The organism is Pseudacidovorax intermedius, from assembly GCF_001476815.1.
GTDB classification, from domain to species: domain Bacteria; phylum Pseudomonadota; class Gammaproteobacteria; order Burkholderiales; family Burkholderiaceae_C; genus Xenophilus; species Xenophilus intermedius_A.
Map to the genome: position 1 here is coordinate 1 of NZ_LDSL01000055.1, position 17,945 is coordinate 17,945.

A 17,945-nucleotide genomic window follows, 5' to 3' on the forward strand; every position below is an offset into this window, starting at 1 on the left:
CGGCGCTGGCCAGCGCCGAGCACCAGTGGGGCGACGGTATGCAGAGCGAGGAGCCCAATGCCCGCTTCCGCGAGGCGGTGCATGCCTGGCGCGGGGCTGCGGCCGGCGAGCGCCTGGTGGCGGCGCGGCATGCGCTGGAAAGCGGGCGGGCGCTGATCACCCGCATCGGCAACCAGTCCAACCTGATCCTCGATCCGGACCTGGACAGCTACTACACCATGTCGCTGCTGCTGCTGCGCTTTCCGGAGCTGATGGAGCTGGGCGCCGCCATGCGCGAGCAGCTGCTGGCCCACCGCCAGACCCGCACCGCCACCGAGCGCACCGAGTCCAACACCCGTTACTTCATCCTCGAAGGCCGGGTGGACGCGGTGGCCGCCGCCATCCGCAGCGACTATGCCGAGGCCTTCGCCGCCGCCCGCGGACCGCTGGCCGAGCGCCTGGGCGGCTCGCGCGACGACCTGGCCGCCGCCATCGAGGACTTCCGCCGCGCCGCACGCGCCGCCCAGGAGCAGCCGGGACTTCCCCTGGAGAGCTTCGACGCCGCCCAGCAGGGGCTGTTCACCCGGCTGGATACCGCCTGGAGTTCGGCCGACAGCGCCATGAACGGCCTGCTCGCCACGCGCGAGCATTTCTTCTTCACCCGCATGTGGCTGCACCTGGGCACGGCGCTGTTCCTGCTCATGCTGATCCTGACCGCGGTGTTCTTTGTCGCGCGGCAGATCTCCCTGCCGCTGCGCCGCCTGTCGGACGTGGTGGACACGGTGCGCCGCACCGGCGACCACACCCTGCGGGCCCAATGGCACAGCGGCGACGAGATCGGCCGGCTGGTGCTCGGCTTCAACGACATGCTGGCCCAGCTGGACCGCGAGCGGCAGATCCAGCAGGAGCTGGCCGCCTCGGCCCGCGCCGCCGATGCCCAGCGCGAGTTGGTGGAGGCGATCCCCATCCCGCTGATGGTGACATCCATTCCCGGGCACGAGGTGCTCAACGCCAACCCCCCGGCACAGGCCTGGCTGGAGGGCCGGGCCCAGGACCCCTGGGCGCAGGGCCTGGAGCCGGGCGTGCGGGCGCGCTTCTTCCAGCAGCTGGCGGACCGGCGGGCGGTGGACGAATTCGAGGTGCGCTGGCAGGGCAGCGGCATGCCCAGCTGGGCGGTGCTGTCGGCCCGGCTCATCCAGTACCAGGGCCAGGCGGCGATGCTCACCGCCTTCACGCCCATCAACCAGCTCAAGCACATGGAGCAGCGGCTCAAGCTGTGGGCCAAGGTGTTCGAGGCCTCGTCCGAAGGCATCCTCATCATCAACGCCGAGCACAGCATCATCACCGTCAACGCGGCGCTGTGCCGCGGCACCGGCCACGACCTGGCCGACCTGGTGGGCCAGAGCCCGGGGATGCTGCTGGGCGAGGACCGGCCGATGCTGCAGAACCTGTGGCCGGCGCTCGACAAGCGCGGCGCCTGGCAGGGCGAGGTGACGATGCGACGGCGCGACGGCCAGGTCTACCCGGCCTGGATCGTCGCCAGCGTGGTGCGCGACGGGCCGGACCGCATCTCGCACTACATCTTCACCTCCATCGACATCAGCGACCGCAAGCGCAGCGAAGAGCGCATCCGCTACCTCGCGCTGCACGACGTGCTCACCGGCCTGCCCAACCGCTCGCTGTGCGCCGAGCGGCTGCGCGAGGCCATCGAGCGGGCCCAGGCCAGCGGGCAGCAGGTGGGCGTGCTGTTCATCGACCTGGACCGCTTCAAGACCATCAACGACTCGCTGGGCCACCACGTGGGCGATGCGCTGCTGCGCTCGGTGGCCCAGCGCTTCGCCGACTCGGTGCGGCCGGTGGACACCGTCAGCCGCCTGGGCGGCGACGAGTTCATGGTCATCCTCGACGGCGTGACGGACACGCGGGAGCTCGAGGCGGTGGTGGAGCAGCGCATCCTGCCGGCCGTGCGCGAGCCGCACGACGTGCACGGTTCGCAGCTGTACGTGTCGTGCAGCGTGGGCATGGCGATGTACCCGGAGGACGGCGCCGACATCGACACGCTGATGCGCCATGCCGACATGGCCATGTACGACAGCAAGTCCAGCGGCCGCGACACGGCCCGCTTCTTCACCCCGTCCATGAACGACAAGGCGCAGCAGCGCCAGCGGGTGGAGTCCTGCCTGCGCCATGCGATCGAGCGCGACGAGCTCTGGCTGGCCTACCAGCCGCGCATCGACGCCGCCACGGGCCGCATGGTGGGCGTGGAGGCGCTGCTGCGCTGGGAGAGCAGCGAGCTGGGCCTGGTGCCGCCGGCCGAATTCATTCCCATCGCCGAGGAGAGCGGGCAGATCGTGGCGCTGGGCGACTGGGTCATCCAGCAGGCGTGCGCCCAGCACGAGGCCTGGCGCCGCGCCGGCCTGGGCGCGCTGACGGTGTCGCTCAACATGTCGGCGGTGCAGCTGCGCACCAGCGGGGTGCCCGAGGTGCTGCGCAACGCGCTGGCCCGCCACCAGGTGGACCCGGCGCTGCTGGAGGTGGAGCTGACCGAATCGACGCTGATGGAAACGGCCGAGGAGACGATGACCCAGCTGCATGCGCTGAAGACGCTGGGCCTGACGCTGGCCATCGACGACTTCGGCACCGGCTATTCCAACCTCAGCTACCTCAACCGCTTCCCCATCGACAAGCTGAAGATCGACCGTTCCTTCGTGCAGCAGATGCTGGAGGATCCGGCCCAGCTGGCCATCGCGCGGGCCATCATCGGCCTGGGCCACACGCTGGGCCTGCGCGTGGTGGCCGAGGGCGTGGAGCGCCCGGAGCATGCGCGCATGCTGCACGCCGCCCAGTGCGACGAACTGCAGGGCTACCACTACGCCCGGCCCATGCCGCCGGACGCGCTGGAGGCATGGCTGCGGGACCGGCAGCCGCAGGCGCTGGTGGAGGCTGACGGCTGAGAAGGTGCGGACGGGCCGGCACTGCCCGGTTGCCCGGCATCCGCTGCGCCCTCAGTGACCGGGGGCGGCGCATTCCGGCGCCACGCGGTCCAGCGCGCGCGCCAGCTGTTCGGTCAGGCGCCAGGCATAGGGCGCCGCCGGGTGCACGCTGTCGACCATGTCCGCCGGGTCGAAGCGCACCGAGCCCCAGTCGGCGAAGGTACTGCCGGTGTCGGACGCGACGCGGCGCGCGATGGCATCGTTCGCATCCCGGCCCGGCAGCACGCCGTTGACGCGCGACAGGCCGGTGATGACCACGGCCCGGCCCTGGGCCTGCGCATGGGCCACCATGGCCCGCAGTGCGCGTTCGTAGGCATGGCCGTTACCGGCGTCGTTGATGCCGTACTGCAGCACCACGATGCGGGTCCTGAAGGACAGACGCAGGAACTGCGGCTCGCGCGCATGCGCACGGTCGCCGGGCACCGAGTTGTCCTCCACCGCATACCGCGGCCGCAGCCTGCGGAGGATAAGGGCCGGCGGGTCGGCCGAGCGCTGCGTGATGTCGTGGCCGCCGTTCAGGATGGAATCGCCCCAGAGCGTGACGCTGCAGTCGGGCTGGAACTGCAGCTTCTGCTGCCGGCGCCACTGTTCCTCGTCCTGCGGCGAAGCGTTGCGCCATTCCACACGGCTGGGCGCGCAGCCCGTCATGCCCGCCACCATCACGAATAGCGGCAGCAGGCCCACGGCCGTGCGAAGCCGGCCGGCCTTTCGATGGTTCATTGCCCTGACTCCCTGATTGATCTCGCTGCCACGGGGCTGCAGCAGCGGGGCCGGTCATGCGCCGGCCGGGAGGGATGTTAGGGGCAAATGTGGGAGGGTTGGAGGCGCTGCCGGCTCGCGCTCGGACAGGCCTGCCGGCGCGAGGCCGTTCGGCCGGCAGGTGGCGCGACGGGCGGATCAGCGCGCCGACGAGGCCCGCGCAACATCCGCAGGCACGCGCAACCAGTCCGCCTCCCAGCCACCGCCCAGCGCCTGGATCAGCGCCACCGCCGCCGCCTGGCGCGACAGCTGCACGGTCAGCAGGCTGCGCCGTGCCGACAGGGCCGAGGCCTGGGCCGAGACCACGTCGGTGTAGTTGACCTGGCCGGCGCGGTAGCGGTTGAGGATCTGCTGCTCGGTGAGGTCCGCGGCCTGCGAGGCCTGGCGCAGCAGCCCTTCCTGCTCGCCCAGCGCGGCCGTGGCGCTGAGCTGGTCCTCCACGGCCTGGAAGGCGGTGAGCACCGTCTGCCGGTAGCTGGCCACCGCGCCCTGGTAGGCGGCGCCGGCGGCATCGACCTGCGCGGCGATGGCGCCGCCGTCGAACAGCGTCTGCGCCGCCGACACGCCCAGCGCCCACAGCAGGTTGGAGGCATTGAACAGCTCGCCCACGCGGCTGGCGCTGCCGGTGACCGAGGCGCTGAGGTTCAGGCTCGGGAAGTAGGCGCTGCGGGCGATGCCGATCTGGGCATTGGCGCGCGCCATGGCGCGCTCGGCGGCGGCGATGTCGGGCCGGCGCTGCAGCAGCTCACCCGGCAGGGCGAGCGGCACCGCGGGCACCACGGGCCGCCAGCCGGCCACCGCGTCGATGCGGAAATCGGAAGGCGGCACGCCCACCAGCACGGCGATGGCGTGTTCGAGCACGGCGCGATCGCGCACCAGCCCGGCCCGGTCGGAGCGGGCGCTGACCAGCTGGGTCTGCGCCTGCAGCACGTCGGTCTGCGCGGCGATGCCGGCGTCGTAGCGGTTGCGGGTGATGGTGAGCGAGCGCTCGTAGCCTTCGAGCGTGCGGTCCAGCAGCGCGATCTCGGCATCGGTAGCACGCAGCTGCAGGTAGTTGGTGGTCAAGGCCGCGACGGCCGACAGCCGTGCCGAGGCCAGGTCGGCCTGGCTGGCCTGCGCGCTGGCGCTGGCGCTCTGCACCGACAGGCGCAGCCGGCCCCACAGGTCCGGCTCCCAGCTGGCCGTGAGGCCCGCGGAGAAGGCGTTGGCCGGCCGCGTGCCGTTGTCGCTGCGCACCGGGCCGCTGCGCCGGCCGCTGCCGCTGGCCGACAGGGCCGGCAGCAGCGAGGCGCGCTGCTCGCGCACCAGCGCCTGGGCCTGCGCGTAGGCGGCCACGGCCACGGCGATGTTCTGGTTGGACAGCTGCACGCGCTCGGCCAGCGCGTCGAGCTGCGCGTCGCCGAAGCGCTGCCACCAGGGCCCGCGGTCCAGCGCGTCGCCGGGCGTGGCGGGCAGCCAGCCGGCGGCGGTGGGCGCCTCCTTGAAGGCGGCGGGCGCGGCATCGGCCGGCGGCACGTAGCGCGGGCCGACGGCGCAGCCGGCCGCCAGCATGGCGGCGGCCGGCAGGGCCAGCAGCAGGCGCCGGCGGCCGGCCGGGTCGGTGGGGACGGGACGGGTCTTCATCGGTTCGGAGCGGGTTCGTGGATGCCGATGGGCGGCACGCGGCCGCCGCCGGGACGCAGGCGGTCCATCAGCACGTAGATGACGGGCACGGTGAGCAGCGTGAGCAGCTGGCTCGCGACCAGGCCGCCGATGATGGTCACGCCCAGCGGCTGGCGCAGCTCCGAGCCGACGCCGAAGCCGATGGCCAGCGGCAGCGCCCCCAGCATGGCGGCCAGCGTGGTCATGAGGATGGGCCGCAGGCGCAGCAGGCTGGCCTCGCGCACCGCCTCGGCGGCCGTGAGGCCGCGCTGGCGCTGCGCCTCCAGCGCGAAGTCGATGATCATGATGGCGTTCTTCTTGACGATGCCGATCAGCAGGAAGAGGCCGATCAGCGCCATGATCGACAGGTCCATGCGCAGCATCAGCAGCGCCAGCACGGCGCCGACGCCGGCCGAGGGCAGCGTGGTGAGCACGGTGACGGGATGGATCAGGCTTTCGTACAGGATGCCCAGCACGATGTAGATGACCACGATGGCCGCCACGATCAGCAGTGCCTGCTGGTTGCCGCTCTGCTGCGCCGCGCGGGCCGTGCCGCCGAAGCTGCCGCGCACGTTGATGGGCAGGGCAACGTCGTTCTCGGCCTGCCGGATGGCGGCCTGCGCCTCCTGCAGCGTCACGCCGTCGGGCAGGTTGAAGGAGATGGTGCTCGACAGCTCGGTGTCCTCGTGGCTGATGGCGCTGGGCACGGCCCGCTCCTGCAGCGTCGCGATGGCCGACAGCGGCACCATGGTCGTGGGCGTGGTCACCAGGGCCTGGCCGGTGGAAGCGCCGCGCTGCCCCGGGTTGGCCGAGGTGGTGGTGGAGGTGCCGGTGCTGGTGTCAGTGGTGGCCTGCAGCGAGGTGCTGCCGGTGCTGCCGTCGGCATTGGTCACGCTGCGCAGCGTGGAGGGCACGTACAGGTCGCGCAGGGCCAGCGGCGAGGTCTGGAAGCGCGGCGCCCATTCCATGATCACGGAATACTGGTTGAGGTCGTTGTAGATGGTGGCCACCGAGCGCTGGCCGAAGGCGTTGTAGAGGGCGCTGTTGAGCGCCGTGGTGTTCACGCCCAGGCGCGCGGCGGCGTCGCGGTCCACCGACAGGAAGGTCTCCACGCCGTTGTCGCTGGTGCCTTCGCCGTCCACGTCGGTCAGCTGCGGCAACTCGGCCAGCCGGGCCGTGAGCTTGGTGGCGGCGGCGCGCAGGTCGGTGATGTTGTCGGCCCGCAGGGTGTACTGGTAGGTGGCGTTGCTCTGGCGGCCGCCCATGCGCAGCTCCTGCACGGGCCCCAGGAAGACGCGCAGGCCGGTCAGCTGGTTGAGCTGCGGCCGCAGGCGGTCGATCACGGCCTGCGTCTTCACGCCGCGCTCGGCCAGCGGCTTGAGGTTGACGAACATGAAGCCGCCGCCAGCGCGCGTGCCGCCGGTGAAGCCCACCACCGTGTCCACCGCCGGATCGGCCTTGATGATGTCCACCGCCTGCGTGAGCTTGGCCGACAGCGCCACCGAGGAGATGCTCTGGTCGGCGCGCAGGCCGGCGTTGATCTGCCCGTTGTCCTGCTGCGGGAAATAGCCCTTGGGCACGTGGATGAAGAGGTACACGTTCAGGCCGATCACCACCAGCAGCGAGACCACCACGATGGCCTTGCTGGCCAGCGCCCAGTCCAGGCTGCGCGCATAGCCGCGCATCACGCCGTTCCACAGCCGGTCGCCCCGGCGGCCCAGCCAGGCGCTCACCGGGGCCCAGCGGCGGCCGATGGGCCCGGGTGGGCGGCGCCGGTACCAGCCTTCCGCGCGCAGCAGCGCCGCGCACATCATCGGCGTGGTGGTGAGCGAGATGACCAGCGAGATCAGCACCGCCACCGACAGCGTGACGGCAAACTCGTGGAACAGCCGCCCCACCTGCCCGCCCATGAACAGCAGCGGGATGAACACCGCCACCAGCGACAGGCTGATCGACAGCACGGTGAAGCCCACCTCGCGCGCGCCCGCCAGCGCCGCCTGCAGCCGGCCCATGCCGTTCTCGATGTGGCGCTGCGTGTTCTCCAGCACCACGATGGCGTCGTCCACCACGAAGCCGGTGGCCACCGTCAGCGCCATCAGGCTCAGGTTGTTGAGCGAGAAGCCCAGCAGGTACATGACGCCGAAGGTGCCCAGCAGCGACACCACCGTGGCCACCGTCGGGATGATGGTGGCCCGTGCCCGGCGCAGAAACAGGCCCACCACCAGCACCACCAGCGCGACCGAGATCATGAGCGTGAACTCGACCTCGTGCAGCGCCGCGCGGATGGAGGCCGTGCGGTCCGAGGCGACCTGCACCTCGATGTCCTGCGGCAGCTGCGCGCGCAGCTCGGGCAGCAGGGCGCGCACCGAATCCACCGTCTCGATCACGTTGGCATCGGCCTGGGCGCGCAGCAGCACCACGATGGCCGGCTGGCCGTTGAACAGGCCCAGCGTGCGCGTGTTCTCCACGCTGTCGATCACCTCGGCCACGTCCTTCAGGCGCACGGCAGCGTTGTTGCGCCAGGCGATCACCAGGTCGCGGTAGTCGGCCGCGCGCAGGCCGGGCGAGGGGGTGTAGATCTGCAGCCGCCGGTCGGCGCTCTCGATCACGCCCTTGGGCCGGTTGGCATTGTTGGCCTGGATGGCGGCCCGCACGTCCTCGGTGCTGATGCCCATGTTGTTGAGGCTGAAGGGCTCCAGCTCCACCCGCACCGCCGGCAGCGAGCCGCCGCCGATTTCCACGTCGCCCACGCCCTCCACCTGCGACAGGCGCTGGCTGACGATGTTGGAGACGGTGTCGTAGATCTGGCCGGGCGTGCGCGTCTTGGACGTCAGCGCCAGGATCATCACCGGCGCCGCCGCCGGGTTGGCCTTGCGGTAGGTCGGGTTGCTGCGCAGCGTGGCGGGCAGGTCCACCCGCGCGGCATTGATGGCGGCCTGCACCTCGCGCGCGGCCTCGTCGATGTTGCGGTCCAGGTCGAACTGCAGCGTGATGCGGGTGGAGCCCACCGAGCTGGTGGAGGTCAGCTCGTTCACGCCCGGAATCACGCCCAGCCGCCGCTCCAGCGGCGTGGCCACGCTGCTGGCCATGGTGTCGGGGCTGGCGCCGGCGATGCTGGCGCTGACGGTGATGACCGGAAAGTCCACCTTGGGCAGCGGCGACACCGGCAGCTTGAAGAAGGCCAGGATGCCCGCCAGTGCGATGCCCAGCGTCAGCAGCACCGTGGCCACCGGCCGCAGCACGAAGGGGCGCGACAGGTTCACGCGCGGGCCTCCGGCGCCGTGCCCGCGTGGGCCTGGCCGTCGTCCGCGCCGTCCTCGTCATCCGCATCGCGGCGGCGTGCGAAGCGCCGGCCCAGCCGGTCGAAGGCCAGGTAGATCACCGGCGTGGTGAACAGCGTGAGCAGCTGCGACAGCACCAGCCCGCCAAAGATCGCCAGGCCCAGCGGGCGCCGCAGTTCCGCCCCCTCGCCGAATCCCAGCATCAGCGGCACGGCGGCGAACAGGGCCGCCAGCGTGGTCATCAGGATGGGGCGGAAGCGCAGCAGCGCGGCCTGGCGGATGGCCTCCTCGGGCGACTTGCCTTCGTGCCGTTCGGCCTCGATGGCGAAGTCGATCATCATGATCGCGTTCTTCTTGACGATGCCGATGAGCAGGATGATGCCGATGAGCGCGATCACGCTCAGATCGTAGCCGCCCGCCATCAGGATCAAGAGCGCGCCCACGCCGGCCGAGGGCAGGGTGGAGAGGATCGTCATCGGGTGCACGTAGCTCTCGTACAGCACGCCCAGCACGATGTAGACGCACACTACCGCCGCCAGGATCAGCCACAGCTGGCTGGTGAGCGAGTTCTCGTAGGCCCCCGCCGCGCCCAGGAAATGCAGCTGGATGCCCGCCGGCAGGCCGATCTCCTTCGCCGCGGCGCGGATGGCCGACACCGAGCGGCCCAGCGCCACGCCGTCGGCCGTGTCGAAGCCCACGGTGGCGGCCGGGTACTGCGCCACGCGTGTGATCTGCAGCGGTGCCGGCTGCTCGCGCACGGTGGCGAAGGCCGACAGCGGCGTGGCGGTGCCGCCGCCGGTGCGCAGCTGCAGGCTGCCCAGGCCCTGGGGCGTGTCCAGGCCCTCGCGCTGGGCCTCCAGGATCACGCGGTACTGGTTGGTCTCGGTGAAGATGGTCGAGACGATGCGCTGGCCGAAGGCGCTGTAGAGCGAATCGTCCACCGAGCTGGCCGTGACCGACAGGCGCGAGGCCGTGTTGCGGTCGATGTCCACATAGGCCGCCAGCCCCTGCGCGCCGGCGTCGGTGGTGGCGTTGCGCACCAGCGGTTCCTGCGCCAGCCGCTCGACCAGCTTCCTGGCCCAGGTGTTGACCGTCGCCGTGTCCGAGCCTTCGAGCGAGACGCGGTATTCGGTGGGGCCGGATTCGGCGTCGATGGTCAGGTCCTGCGTGGGCTGCAGGAAGAGGCGCACACCCGCCACCTGGCTGCGCACGACCTCGGTCAGGCGCTTCATCACCACGTCCTGCGCCTCGCGGCCCTGGCGCAGGTTGATCAGCATGCTGCCGGTGTTGAGCGCCATGTTGCTGGCCCCGTCCACCCCCACCACCGAGCTCACGCTGCGCACGTCGGCATCGGCCAGCACGACGGCGGCGGCGCGCTCCTGCAGCTCGGCCATGCGGGCGAAGGAGACGTCCTGCGCCGCCTCGATGCGCGCCTGCAGCTGGCCGGTGTCCTGCGTGGGGAACAGGCCCTTGGGAATGACCACGTACAGCAGCGCCGTCAGCGCCAGCGTGGCCACCGCCACCACCAGCGTCAGGCCCTGGTGGCGCAGTACCCAGCCCAGGCCCACGTCGTAGCGGGCGATCACGCGGTCGAAGAAGCGCTGCACCGTCCGGCCCAGCCGGCCGCCGCTCCTGGACTCCGGCTCCAGCCAGCGCGCGGCCATCATCGGCACCAGCGTGAGCGAGACCACGGCCGAGATGAGGATGGTGATGGCCAGCGTGACGGCGAACTCGCGGAACAGCCGTCCCACCACGTCCTGCATGAACAAAAGCGGGATCAGCACGGCGATCAGCGACACCGTCAGCGAGATGATGGTGAAGCCGATCTGCGAGGCGCCGTCGAGCGCGGCGCGGAAGGGCCGCTCGCCCTCCTCCAGCTTGCGCGCGATGTTCTCGATCATGACGATGGCATCGTCCACCACGAAGCCGGTCGCGATGGTCATGGCCATCAGGCTCAGGTTGTTGAGCGAATAGCCCAGCAGGTACATGGCGCCCGCCGTGCCGATGAGCGAGATGGGCACCGCGATGCTGGCGATGAGGGTTGCGCGCAGGCTGTGCAGGAAGAAGAAGATGACCAGCACCACCAGCACCACGGCCAGCACCAGTTCCATCTGCACGTGCTCGACCGAGGCGCGGATGCCGGAGGTCCGGTCCGACAGCACCTCCACCCGCACGTTGGCCGGCATGGCGGCCTGCAGCTCGGGCAGGCGGGCGCGGATGGCGTCCACCGTGGAGATCACGTTGGCGCCCGGCTGGCGCTGCACGTTGACGATGATGGCCTGGCGCAGCGAGCCGTCACCTGCGCCGTTGGCCTGGGCCGCATCCTCCTTGAGGCCGGCCCAGGCGCCCAATTGCGCGTTCTCGGCGCCGTCCACCACGCGGGCGACGTCGGCCAGGCGAACCGGCGCGTTGTTCTTCCAGGCGACGATCAGCTTCTTGTAATCGGCGGCGGTGAGCAGCGCGTCGTTGGCATTGATGGTGTAGGAGCGCTGCGGCCCGTCGAAGCTGCCCTTGGCGCCGTTGGCATTGGCCGCAGCAATGGCGTTGCGCAGCGTGTCCAACCCGATGCCGGCCGCGGCCAGCGCCTGCGTGTTGGCCTGGATGCGCACGGCCGGCCGCTGGCCGCCGGCGAGCGTCACCAGGCCCACGCCGTTCACCTGGCTGATCTTCTGCGCCAGGCGCGTGTTGACGAGGTTCTGCACCTCGGTCAGCGGCAGGGTGTCGGCCGTCACGGCCAGCGTCATGATCGGCGCGTCGGCCGGGTTGACCTTGGCATAGACCGGCGGCGCCGGCAGGTCGGTGGGCAGGAAGGAGCCGCCGGCATTGATGGCGGCCTGCACCTGCTGCTCGGCCACGTCCAGCGTCTGGTCCAGGTCGAACTGCAGGGTGATGACGGAGACGCCCGCGCCGCTGGTCGAGCTCATGCGGTTGAGGCCGGCCATCTGGCCGAACTGGCGCTCCAGCGGGGCGCTGACGGTGCGGCTCATCACCTCGGGACTGGCGCCGGGGTAGAGCGTCTGCACCTGGATGGTGGGGTAGTCCACCTGCGGCAGCGCGGCCAGCGGCAGGAAGCGCAGGCCGACCAGGCCGGCCAGCACGATGGCCAGCATGAGCAGCCCGGTGGCGACGGGACGTTCGATGAAGGGACGGGACGGATTCATCGCGGCAGGCGTGGACGGTCAGCGAAGCACGCGGCGCGCATCAGGGACGTTCGCCGCGCGGGCCGCCCTCGCCGCCACCGCCCTCGCGGCGGCGCTGCTGCAGGCGCTGCCAGCGCTCGATGGCCTCGGGGTCGCCCTTGTCCAGGCCGTCGAGCAGCGCCTTGACGCGCGCCAGCCGTTCCGGATTGTCCTGGGCGGCGTCGAGCATGCGCTGGCGCTGGGCCGGCGTGGGCAGCGTGACGGCCGGGGCCGCGGTGGCAGGCGCTCCCGGCGCAGCGGCGGCCGGCGCAGCAGCGCCAGACGCCACCGGCGCGGAAGCGCCAGGCTGCGGCGCCGAGGCCGCGGGCTGCGGCGCACCCGCAGCCTCGCCGCCGCGCCGGCGCTGGCCGCCACCCGGGCGCGGACCGGTCGCCGGCCGCTCGCCCTGCAGCTGCACGCGCGAGCCGTCGTTGAGCCGGTCGCCGCCTTCGGTCACAACCATCTCGCCGGCCTTGAGGCCCGAGGTGATGGCGATGACTTCCGGCGTGGATTCGCCGCGCTTGACGGGCCGCACCTCCACCGTGCGGTCCTCGCGGATCACGTACACGTAGGGACCCTTCGGGCCGGTGCGCACCGCCGTCACCGGCACCACCAGCGCGTCCACGGTGCGCAGCGTGAGGCGCACGTTGACGAACTGGTTGGGAAAGAGCTTGGCCTGGGTGTTGTCGAAGCGGGCCTTGGCCTTGACGGTGCCGGTGCCGACGTCGACCACGTTGTCCAGCGTGGTGAAGGCGCCGCGGTCCAGCTCCTCGGTGAGCGTGCGGTTGAGCGCGATGGCGGCCAGCTTGGCGCCGCCGGCCAGTCCGGCCTGGATCTGCGGAATGCGGTCCTGCGTGACCGAGAACTGCACGTCGATGGGATTGAGCTGCGTGAGGACGGCGATGCCGGTGGTGGCGTTGGCCGCGACGTAGTTGCCCGGGTCCACCGCGCGCAGGCCGATGCGGCCGGTGACCGGCGCGGTGATGCGGGTGAAGCCCAGGTTGAGCTGGGCGCCCTCTTCCGCCGCCTTGTCGCTGACCACCGTGCCTTCCAGCTGGCGCACCAGCGCGGCCTGGGTGTCCACGTCCTGGCGGGCGATGGAATCCTGCGACAGCAGAGTGCGGTAGCGCTCCAGCGTCACGCGGGCGGCAGCCAGCTGGGCCTCGTCGCGCAGGCGGGTGCCGCGGGCCTGGTCCAGCGCCTGCTGGTAGGGCCGGGGGTCGATGCGCGCCAGCAGGTCGCCCTTGCGCACTGTCTGGCCTTCGGTGAAGAGCACGTCGGTGAGCACGCCACCCACCTGGGGCCGCAGGGTGACCGTGGTCAGCGGCGTGACGGTGCCCAGGGCGTCCAGCGTCACGGGCAGCGACATGCTGCGCACCGTGGCCTGGCCCACGGTGACGGCACCGAAGGCACCGCCCGGACCACCCCGTCCGCCGAAGCCGCCGCTGCCCTCGGCGGGCGGGCGCTTGACCAGGTACCAGCCCAGACCCACCAAGCCGGCCACGAGCAGCAGCACCAGCGTGCCGCCGATCCACCGGCTGCGCCGACGGGGCACCTGTGCCGGCGGCAGCGCCGGCTCGGCAGGGATGGAGGAAGTGGGGGAGTCGTGGCGAGGATCCATGGGTGGTGCGGGAGCGTGCGGCCTGAGCGTGCCGCGAGTAGAGCGGGAAATCGTAGCTGCGATGTGGGCGCTCCCGTAAAGCGGCGGTAAAGCCGGCGACCTGTCGGCAGCGGCCGCGTCAGCCGCGGTTCAGCCGCGGTTCAGCCGGGGTGCTGCGGCGGGTCTGACAGTGCACGGGCCCACGCCGTTCGCGCCGCGCGGCGGCATTTCGCGCCGCCGCACGGCGCTTCGTCGCAGGCCGCTGGAAGGCCCGGCGGCGCGCCGGCACAGTCCGGTCCATCCAAGGCTTCGCCCGCGCCTTCATCCCACCGACCAGGACCCGACCATGCTCACCGATTCCATGCTCTTCCAGATCGTCCGGCACACGCCCACCTGGGTGTTCGCCGTCTTCCTGCTGCTGGCCTGGCGCGGCGCGCGCCAGCTGCTGACCCGCGAGGTCGGCCTGGCCGGCATCACGGTGCTGCCGCTGGCGATGACCGGCTTCGCCCTGTACGGCGTGGCCTCGGCCTTCGGCCAGTCGCAGGCCGGGCTGCTGGCCCTGGCGGCCTGGGCGGCGGCGGCCGCGGCCAGCGGCTTCTGGATGCAGGCGCGGCCGCTGCCCGCCGGCACGCAGTACGACCCCGCGCTGCGCGCGTTCCTGATGCCCGGCAGCCCCTGGCCGCTGCTGCGGATGATGGGCATCTTCCTGACCAAGTACGTCGTCGGCGTGACGCTGGTGCTGCATCCCGGCCTGGCGCACGACGGCGCCTTCGCCCTGGGCGTGAGCGCCCTGTACGGCCTGTTCAGCGGCCTCTTCGCCGGCGGCACGCTGCGGCTGTGGCGCCTGGCGGTGCGCACGGACCGGGCGGTGTCGCCCGCGTGACGCCCACCTTTTCCCTCCCTGTTCCACGTCCGGAGCCTTCCATGCGCCACCCCACCGATTCGTCCATCGACGCCCTCGCCCGCCGCCGCGCCCAGGCCAAGCTCGGCTGGTTCTGCCACGCGGCCGTGTACGCGGTGGTGAACCTCGGCCTGATCGCCCTGTCGGTCGCCGGCGGCCGCCACTGGGCCATCTTCCCCCTGCTGGGCTGGGGCCTGGGCCTGTTCTTCCACGGCCTGGGCGTCTGGGTCTTCGCGCCCGGCAATCCGCTGATGGAACGCATGGTGCAGCGCGAGCGCGCGCGCCTGGCGGCGGACGGGCGCCCCGGCCATTGAGTCGGCACTGTGGCGCCGCGTGCCACCGCCCGCCGCTTGCGTCCGCACTCAGGCAACATCGCGCCCCATGATCACCGTCCACCACCTCGAAAACTCCCGCTCGCAGCGCGTGCTGTGGCTGCTGGAAGAACTGCAACTGCCCTACGAAGTCGTGCAGTACAAGCGCGATCCGGCCACCATGCTGGCGCCGCCCGAACTCAAGCGCGTGCATCCGCTCGGCAAGGCGCCGGTGGTGACGCTGGACGACGGCAGCGTGCTGGCCGAGTCGGGCGCCATCCTGGAAACCCTGGCCGAGCGCTATCCCGCCGCCGGCCTGCTGCCCGAGGCCGGCAGCCCGGAGGCCCGGCGCTGCCGCTACTGGCTGCACTACGGCGAGGGCTCGGCCATGCCGCCGCTGCTGCTCACGCTGGTGTTCAGCCGCATCAAGGGCGCGAAGATGCCTTTCTTCATCAAGCCCATCGCCCGCGGTATCGCCGACAAGGCCATGGCCAGCTTCGTGCAGCCGCAGTTGCGCCAGCACCTGGACTTCATGGAGTCCGAACTGGCCCAGCGCGACTGGTTTGCGGGGCCCTTCTTCAGCGTGGCCGATATCCAGATGAGCTTCCCGGTGGAGGCCGCCCGTGCCCGCGGCGGCCTGGACGCCAGCCGGCCGAAGCTGATGGCCTGGCTCGAACGCATCCATGCGCGCCCGGCCTACCAGCGCGCGCTGCAGCGCGGCGGGCCGTACGCCCTGATGGACTGACGGGTATCCGGCCGCAAGTCGATCCCTCCATCCCACCAACTCCCGGAGCGCGCCGCCATGCCCGTTCTTCTGCTCATCCTCAAGTTCGCCGTCGTGACGGTGCTGGTCGCCTCGCTGCTTGAGGCCGCTGTGCTGTCCTGGCGCCATTCGCGCGGTCTGGGGCCGGCCTACGACTGGAAGTCGGCCGGGCTGTCGGTGGTCGACTTCCTGGTGCGCGAGTACCCGCTGCGCTGGCTGCTGCCGCTGGCCTTCTGGCTAGGCTGGATGGACTGGCTCTATGCGCACCGGCTGTTCACCCTGCCGCTGAGCCACTGGACGGGCTGGGTGGCGGCCTTCCTGCTGCAGGAGTTCTGCTACTACTGGTACCACCGGGCGGCGCATCGGGTGCGCTGGTTCTGGTGCACGCATTCGATCCACCATTCGCCCAACGACCTCAACCTCTCGGCGGCCTACCGCTTCGGTTGGACGGGCAAGCTCACCGGCGTCCTGGCCTTCTTCCTGCTGGCACCGCTGCTGGGTGCGCCGCCGCGGCTGATCCTGCTGATGTTCACGCTCAACCTGCTCTACCAGTTCTGGATCCATGCCACCTGGATCCCGCGCCTGGGCCCGCTCGAATGGGTGCTGAACACGCCCTCGGCGCACCGGGTGCACCATGCGTCGAACCTGGAATACCTGGACGGCAACTACGGCGGCGTGCTGATCGTGTTCGACAGGCTGTTCGGCACCTACATCGCCGAACGCCAGGACGTGAAGCCCCGCTACGGCCTGGTCAGGCCGCAGACCTCGTACAACCTGCTGGCCATCGAGTTCGACGGCTGGCGCGCGCTGTGGCGAGACCTGCGCGGTGCGAAGTCGCTGGGCGAGGCGCTGGGCTACCTGTGGCGGCCGCCGGGCTGGCGGCCGGGTGGGGGCGAGACGACGGAAGAGCTGCGTCGCCGTGCGCGGACGGCGGCACCGGCTGCGGCACCCGAGCCGGTGGGCGCGGGGGCGGACGTGGCCCTCACGCCGCCGCTGTCGACCCCGTGACCCGCACCGCCGATTCCGCACCTGCCGGCGCTGCATCACCGCCAACGATGCCCGACGTGCTCCGTAGCCTGTTGCGCCACTACCTCCACGTGCTGGCCCTGTGCTGCGTGGTGACGGTTTTCACCACGCTGATGTGGCCCACGCGCAGCTACCTCATCCAGCTCGTCTACTCCTTGTGCATCGGCACGATCTGCTGGGCCATGATCGAGGCGGGCCGTTATCTGTTCGATCCGAAGGACTGCCATGGCGACCCTGACGGCGGACACGGCTGGCCCAAGGGCTGGCGCGGCATTTTGCTCACCAGTTGCGGCGTGCTGATCGGCTTCTACGTTGGCGACCCGTTGGCCTACTGGCTGATCGGCCCTGGCGATGTCGACGCCGGGCCGGCCCACAAAAACATCATCGGGCTCTACATCACGGTGGCTGCGGGCGCCATCGGCTCCTTCTACTTCCATGCCCGAGGCAAGGCTGCGGCCATGGCCGCGCAGATCGCCGCGACCGAGCGCAACGCCACCGAAGCGCGACTCAAGCTGCTGGAGACGCAGCTCGAGCCGCACATGCTCTTCAACACCCTGGCCAACCTGCGCGTGCTGATCGGCACCGATCCCGAACGCGCCATGGCCATGCTGGACCGGCTCAACGACTACCTGCGCGCCACGTTGGGCGGCTCGCGCAGCACGCTGCATCCGCTGTCGCAGGAATTCGACCGCCTGGCCGACTACCTGGCCCTCATGGCCGTGCGCATGGGCCCGCGCCTGCGCTGCACGCTGGATCTGCCGGCCCAGCTGCGCGAGGTACCGGTGCCGCCGCTGCTGCTGCAGCCGCTGGTCGAGAACGCCATCCGCCACGGCCTGGAGCCGCAGGTCGAAGGCGGCGAGATCCGCGTGCTGGCCCGGCGCGACGGCGCCGACCTGGTCATCGACGTCATCGACACCGGCGCGGGCCTGGCCACGGCGCCGGCGGGCCTCGCCAGCGACCCTGCCGACCGGCTGCCGGCCGGCGCTGCACCGGCGGCCGAAGGCGGCTTCGGCCTCGTCCAGGTGCGCGAGCGCCTGCGCACCCTGTACGGCGAGCGCGGCACCCTCGCGCTCGCCGGCCCGCCCGGCGGCGGCACCCGCGCCACCGTCACCCTGCCCCTGCCCGCCTCTGCCGCGGCCTGACACGCGCCCGTCCATGCCCACCGCCCTGATCGCCGAAGACGAACCGCTGCTCGCCCAGTCCCTGCAGGCCGAACTGGCCCACGCCTGGCCGGCGCTGCAGATCGTGGCCGTGGCCGGCGACGGCCTCGGCGCCGTGCGCGAGGCGCTGCGCCTGCGCCCCGACGTGCTCTTCCTCGACATCCGCATGCCCGGCCAGGACGGCCTGGCCGCCGCCGAGGAGATCGCCGAGCACTGGCCCGCCGACGAGGCGCCGATTCCGCAGCTGGTCTTCGTGACCGCCTACGACGAATACGCCGCCCGCGCCTTCGAGGCCCAGGCGCTGCGGCTGCACCGGCTTCATCAGGTAGCCGCAGCGCCTGGGCCTCGAAGG

Annotated in this window: 12 protein-coding genes; 7 read left to right on the plus strand and 5 right to left on the minus strand. The window is 71.6% G+C overall.

The features are described from left to right. On the plus strand, positions 1–2,933 hold a 2,933-nt coding region (locus tag NS331_RS09265), incomplete at its 5' end, for an EAL domain-containing protein (RefSeq protein ID WP_058641721.1). 51 nt (positions 2,934–2,984) lie between these two features. Here the strand turns inward: NS331_RS09265 and NS331_RS09270 are convergent. The 5 genes from NS331_RS09270 to NS331_RS09290 form a co-directional block, all read right to left on the minus strand. Continuing rightward, a complete protein-coding gene (locus tag NS331_RS09270) occupies positions 2,985–3,692 on the minus strand; it encodes an SGNH/GDSL hydrolase family protein (RefSeq protein ID WP_153012792.1) in 708 nt (235 codons plus the stop codon). Between the two features lie 177 nt (positions 3,693–3,869). Further along, on the minus strand, positions 3,870–5,354 hold the full coding sequence (locus NS331_RS09275) for an efflux transporter outer membrane subunit (protein WP_058641723.1): 1,485 nt from the start codon (positions 5,352–5,354) through the stop codon (positions 3,870–3,872). After that, positions 5,351–8,635: an efflux RND transporter permease subunit gene (locus tag NS331_RS09280; protein ID WP_058641724.1), complete on the minus strand. Its 3,285-nt coding sequence runs from the start codon at positions 8,633–8,635 to the stop codon at positions 5,351–5,353. The genes NS331_RS09275 and NS331_RS09280 overlap by 4 nt, the downstream gene beginning before the upstream one ends. Then, positions 8,632–11,814 carry an efflux RND transporter permease subunit gene (locus NS331_RS09285; RefSeq protein ID WP_058641725.1) on the minus strand — a complete coding sequence of 1,061 codons (3,183 nt, stop codon included), beginning with the start codon at positions 11,812–11,814 and terminating at the stop codon, positions 8,632–8,634. The genes NS331_RS09280 and NS331_RS09285 overlap by 4 nt, the downstream gene beginning before the upstream one ends. 40 nt (positions 11,815–11,854) lie before the next feature. After that, complete coding sequence (locus NS331_RS09290; protein WP_058641726.1) at positions 11,855–13,453, minus strand: efflux RND transporter periplasmic adaptor subunit; 1,599 nt, start codon at positions 13,451–13,453, stop codon at positions 11,855–11,857. Between the two features lie 325 nt (positions 13,454–13,778). Between NS331_RS09290 and NS331_RS09295 the strand changes: the two genes are divergently transcribed. From NS331_RS09295 to NS331_RS09320, 6 genes are all read left to right on the plus strand, one after another. Continuing rightward, positions 13,779–14,315 (plus strand): DUF6622 family protein, encoded by a 537-nt coding sequence (locus tag NS331_RS09295; protein WP_242873702.1) that lies wholly within the window; start codon positions 13,779–13,781, stop codon positions 14,313–14,315. A 41-nt stretch (positions 14,316–14,356) separates the two neighbouring features. Beyond that, the gene (locus NS331_RS09300; RefSeq protein ID WP_058641727.1) at positions 14,357–14,647 is read left to right on the plus strand and encodes a 2TM domain-containing protein; all 291 of its coding nucleotides are present in this window, start codon (positions 14,357–14,359) and stop codon (positions 14,645–14,647) included. Between the two features lie 67 nt (positions 14,648–14,714). Next, complete coding sequence (locus tag NS331_RS09305) at positions 14,715–15,389, plus strand: glutathione S-transferase family protein (protein WP_058641728.1); 675 nt, start codon at positions 14,715–14,717, stop codon at positions 15,387–15,389. Between the two features lie 57 nt (positions 15,390–15,446). Beyond that, positions 15,447–16,415, plus strand: a complete 969-nt coding sequence (locus NS331_RS09310; RefSeq protein WP_058641729.1) for a sterol desaturase family protein — start codon at positions 15,447–15,449, stop codon at positions 16,413–16,415. A 47-nt stretch (positions 16,416–16,462) separates the two neighbouring features. Beyond that, positions 16,463–17,575 carry a sensor histidine kinase gene (locus tag NS331_RS09315; protein WP_058641730.1) on the plus strand — a complete coding sequence of 371 codons (1,113 nt, stop codon included), beginning with the start codon at positions 16,463–16,465 and terminating at the stop codon, positions 17,573–17,575. A gap of 13 nt (positions 17,576–17,588) precedes the next feature. Continuing rightward, positions 17,589–17,945 (plus strand): LytR/AlgR family response regulator transcription factor (locus NS331_RS09320; protein ID WP_153012793.1); only part of this gene is annotated, 357 nt, incomplete at its 3' end.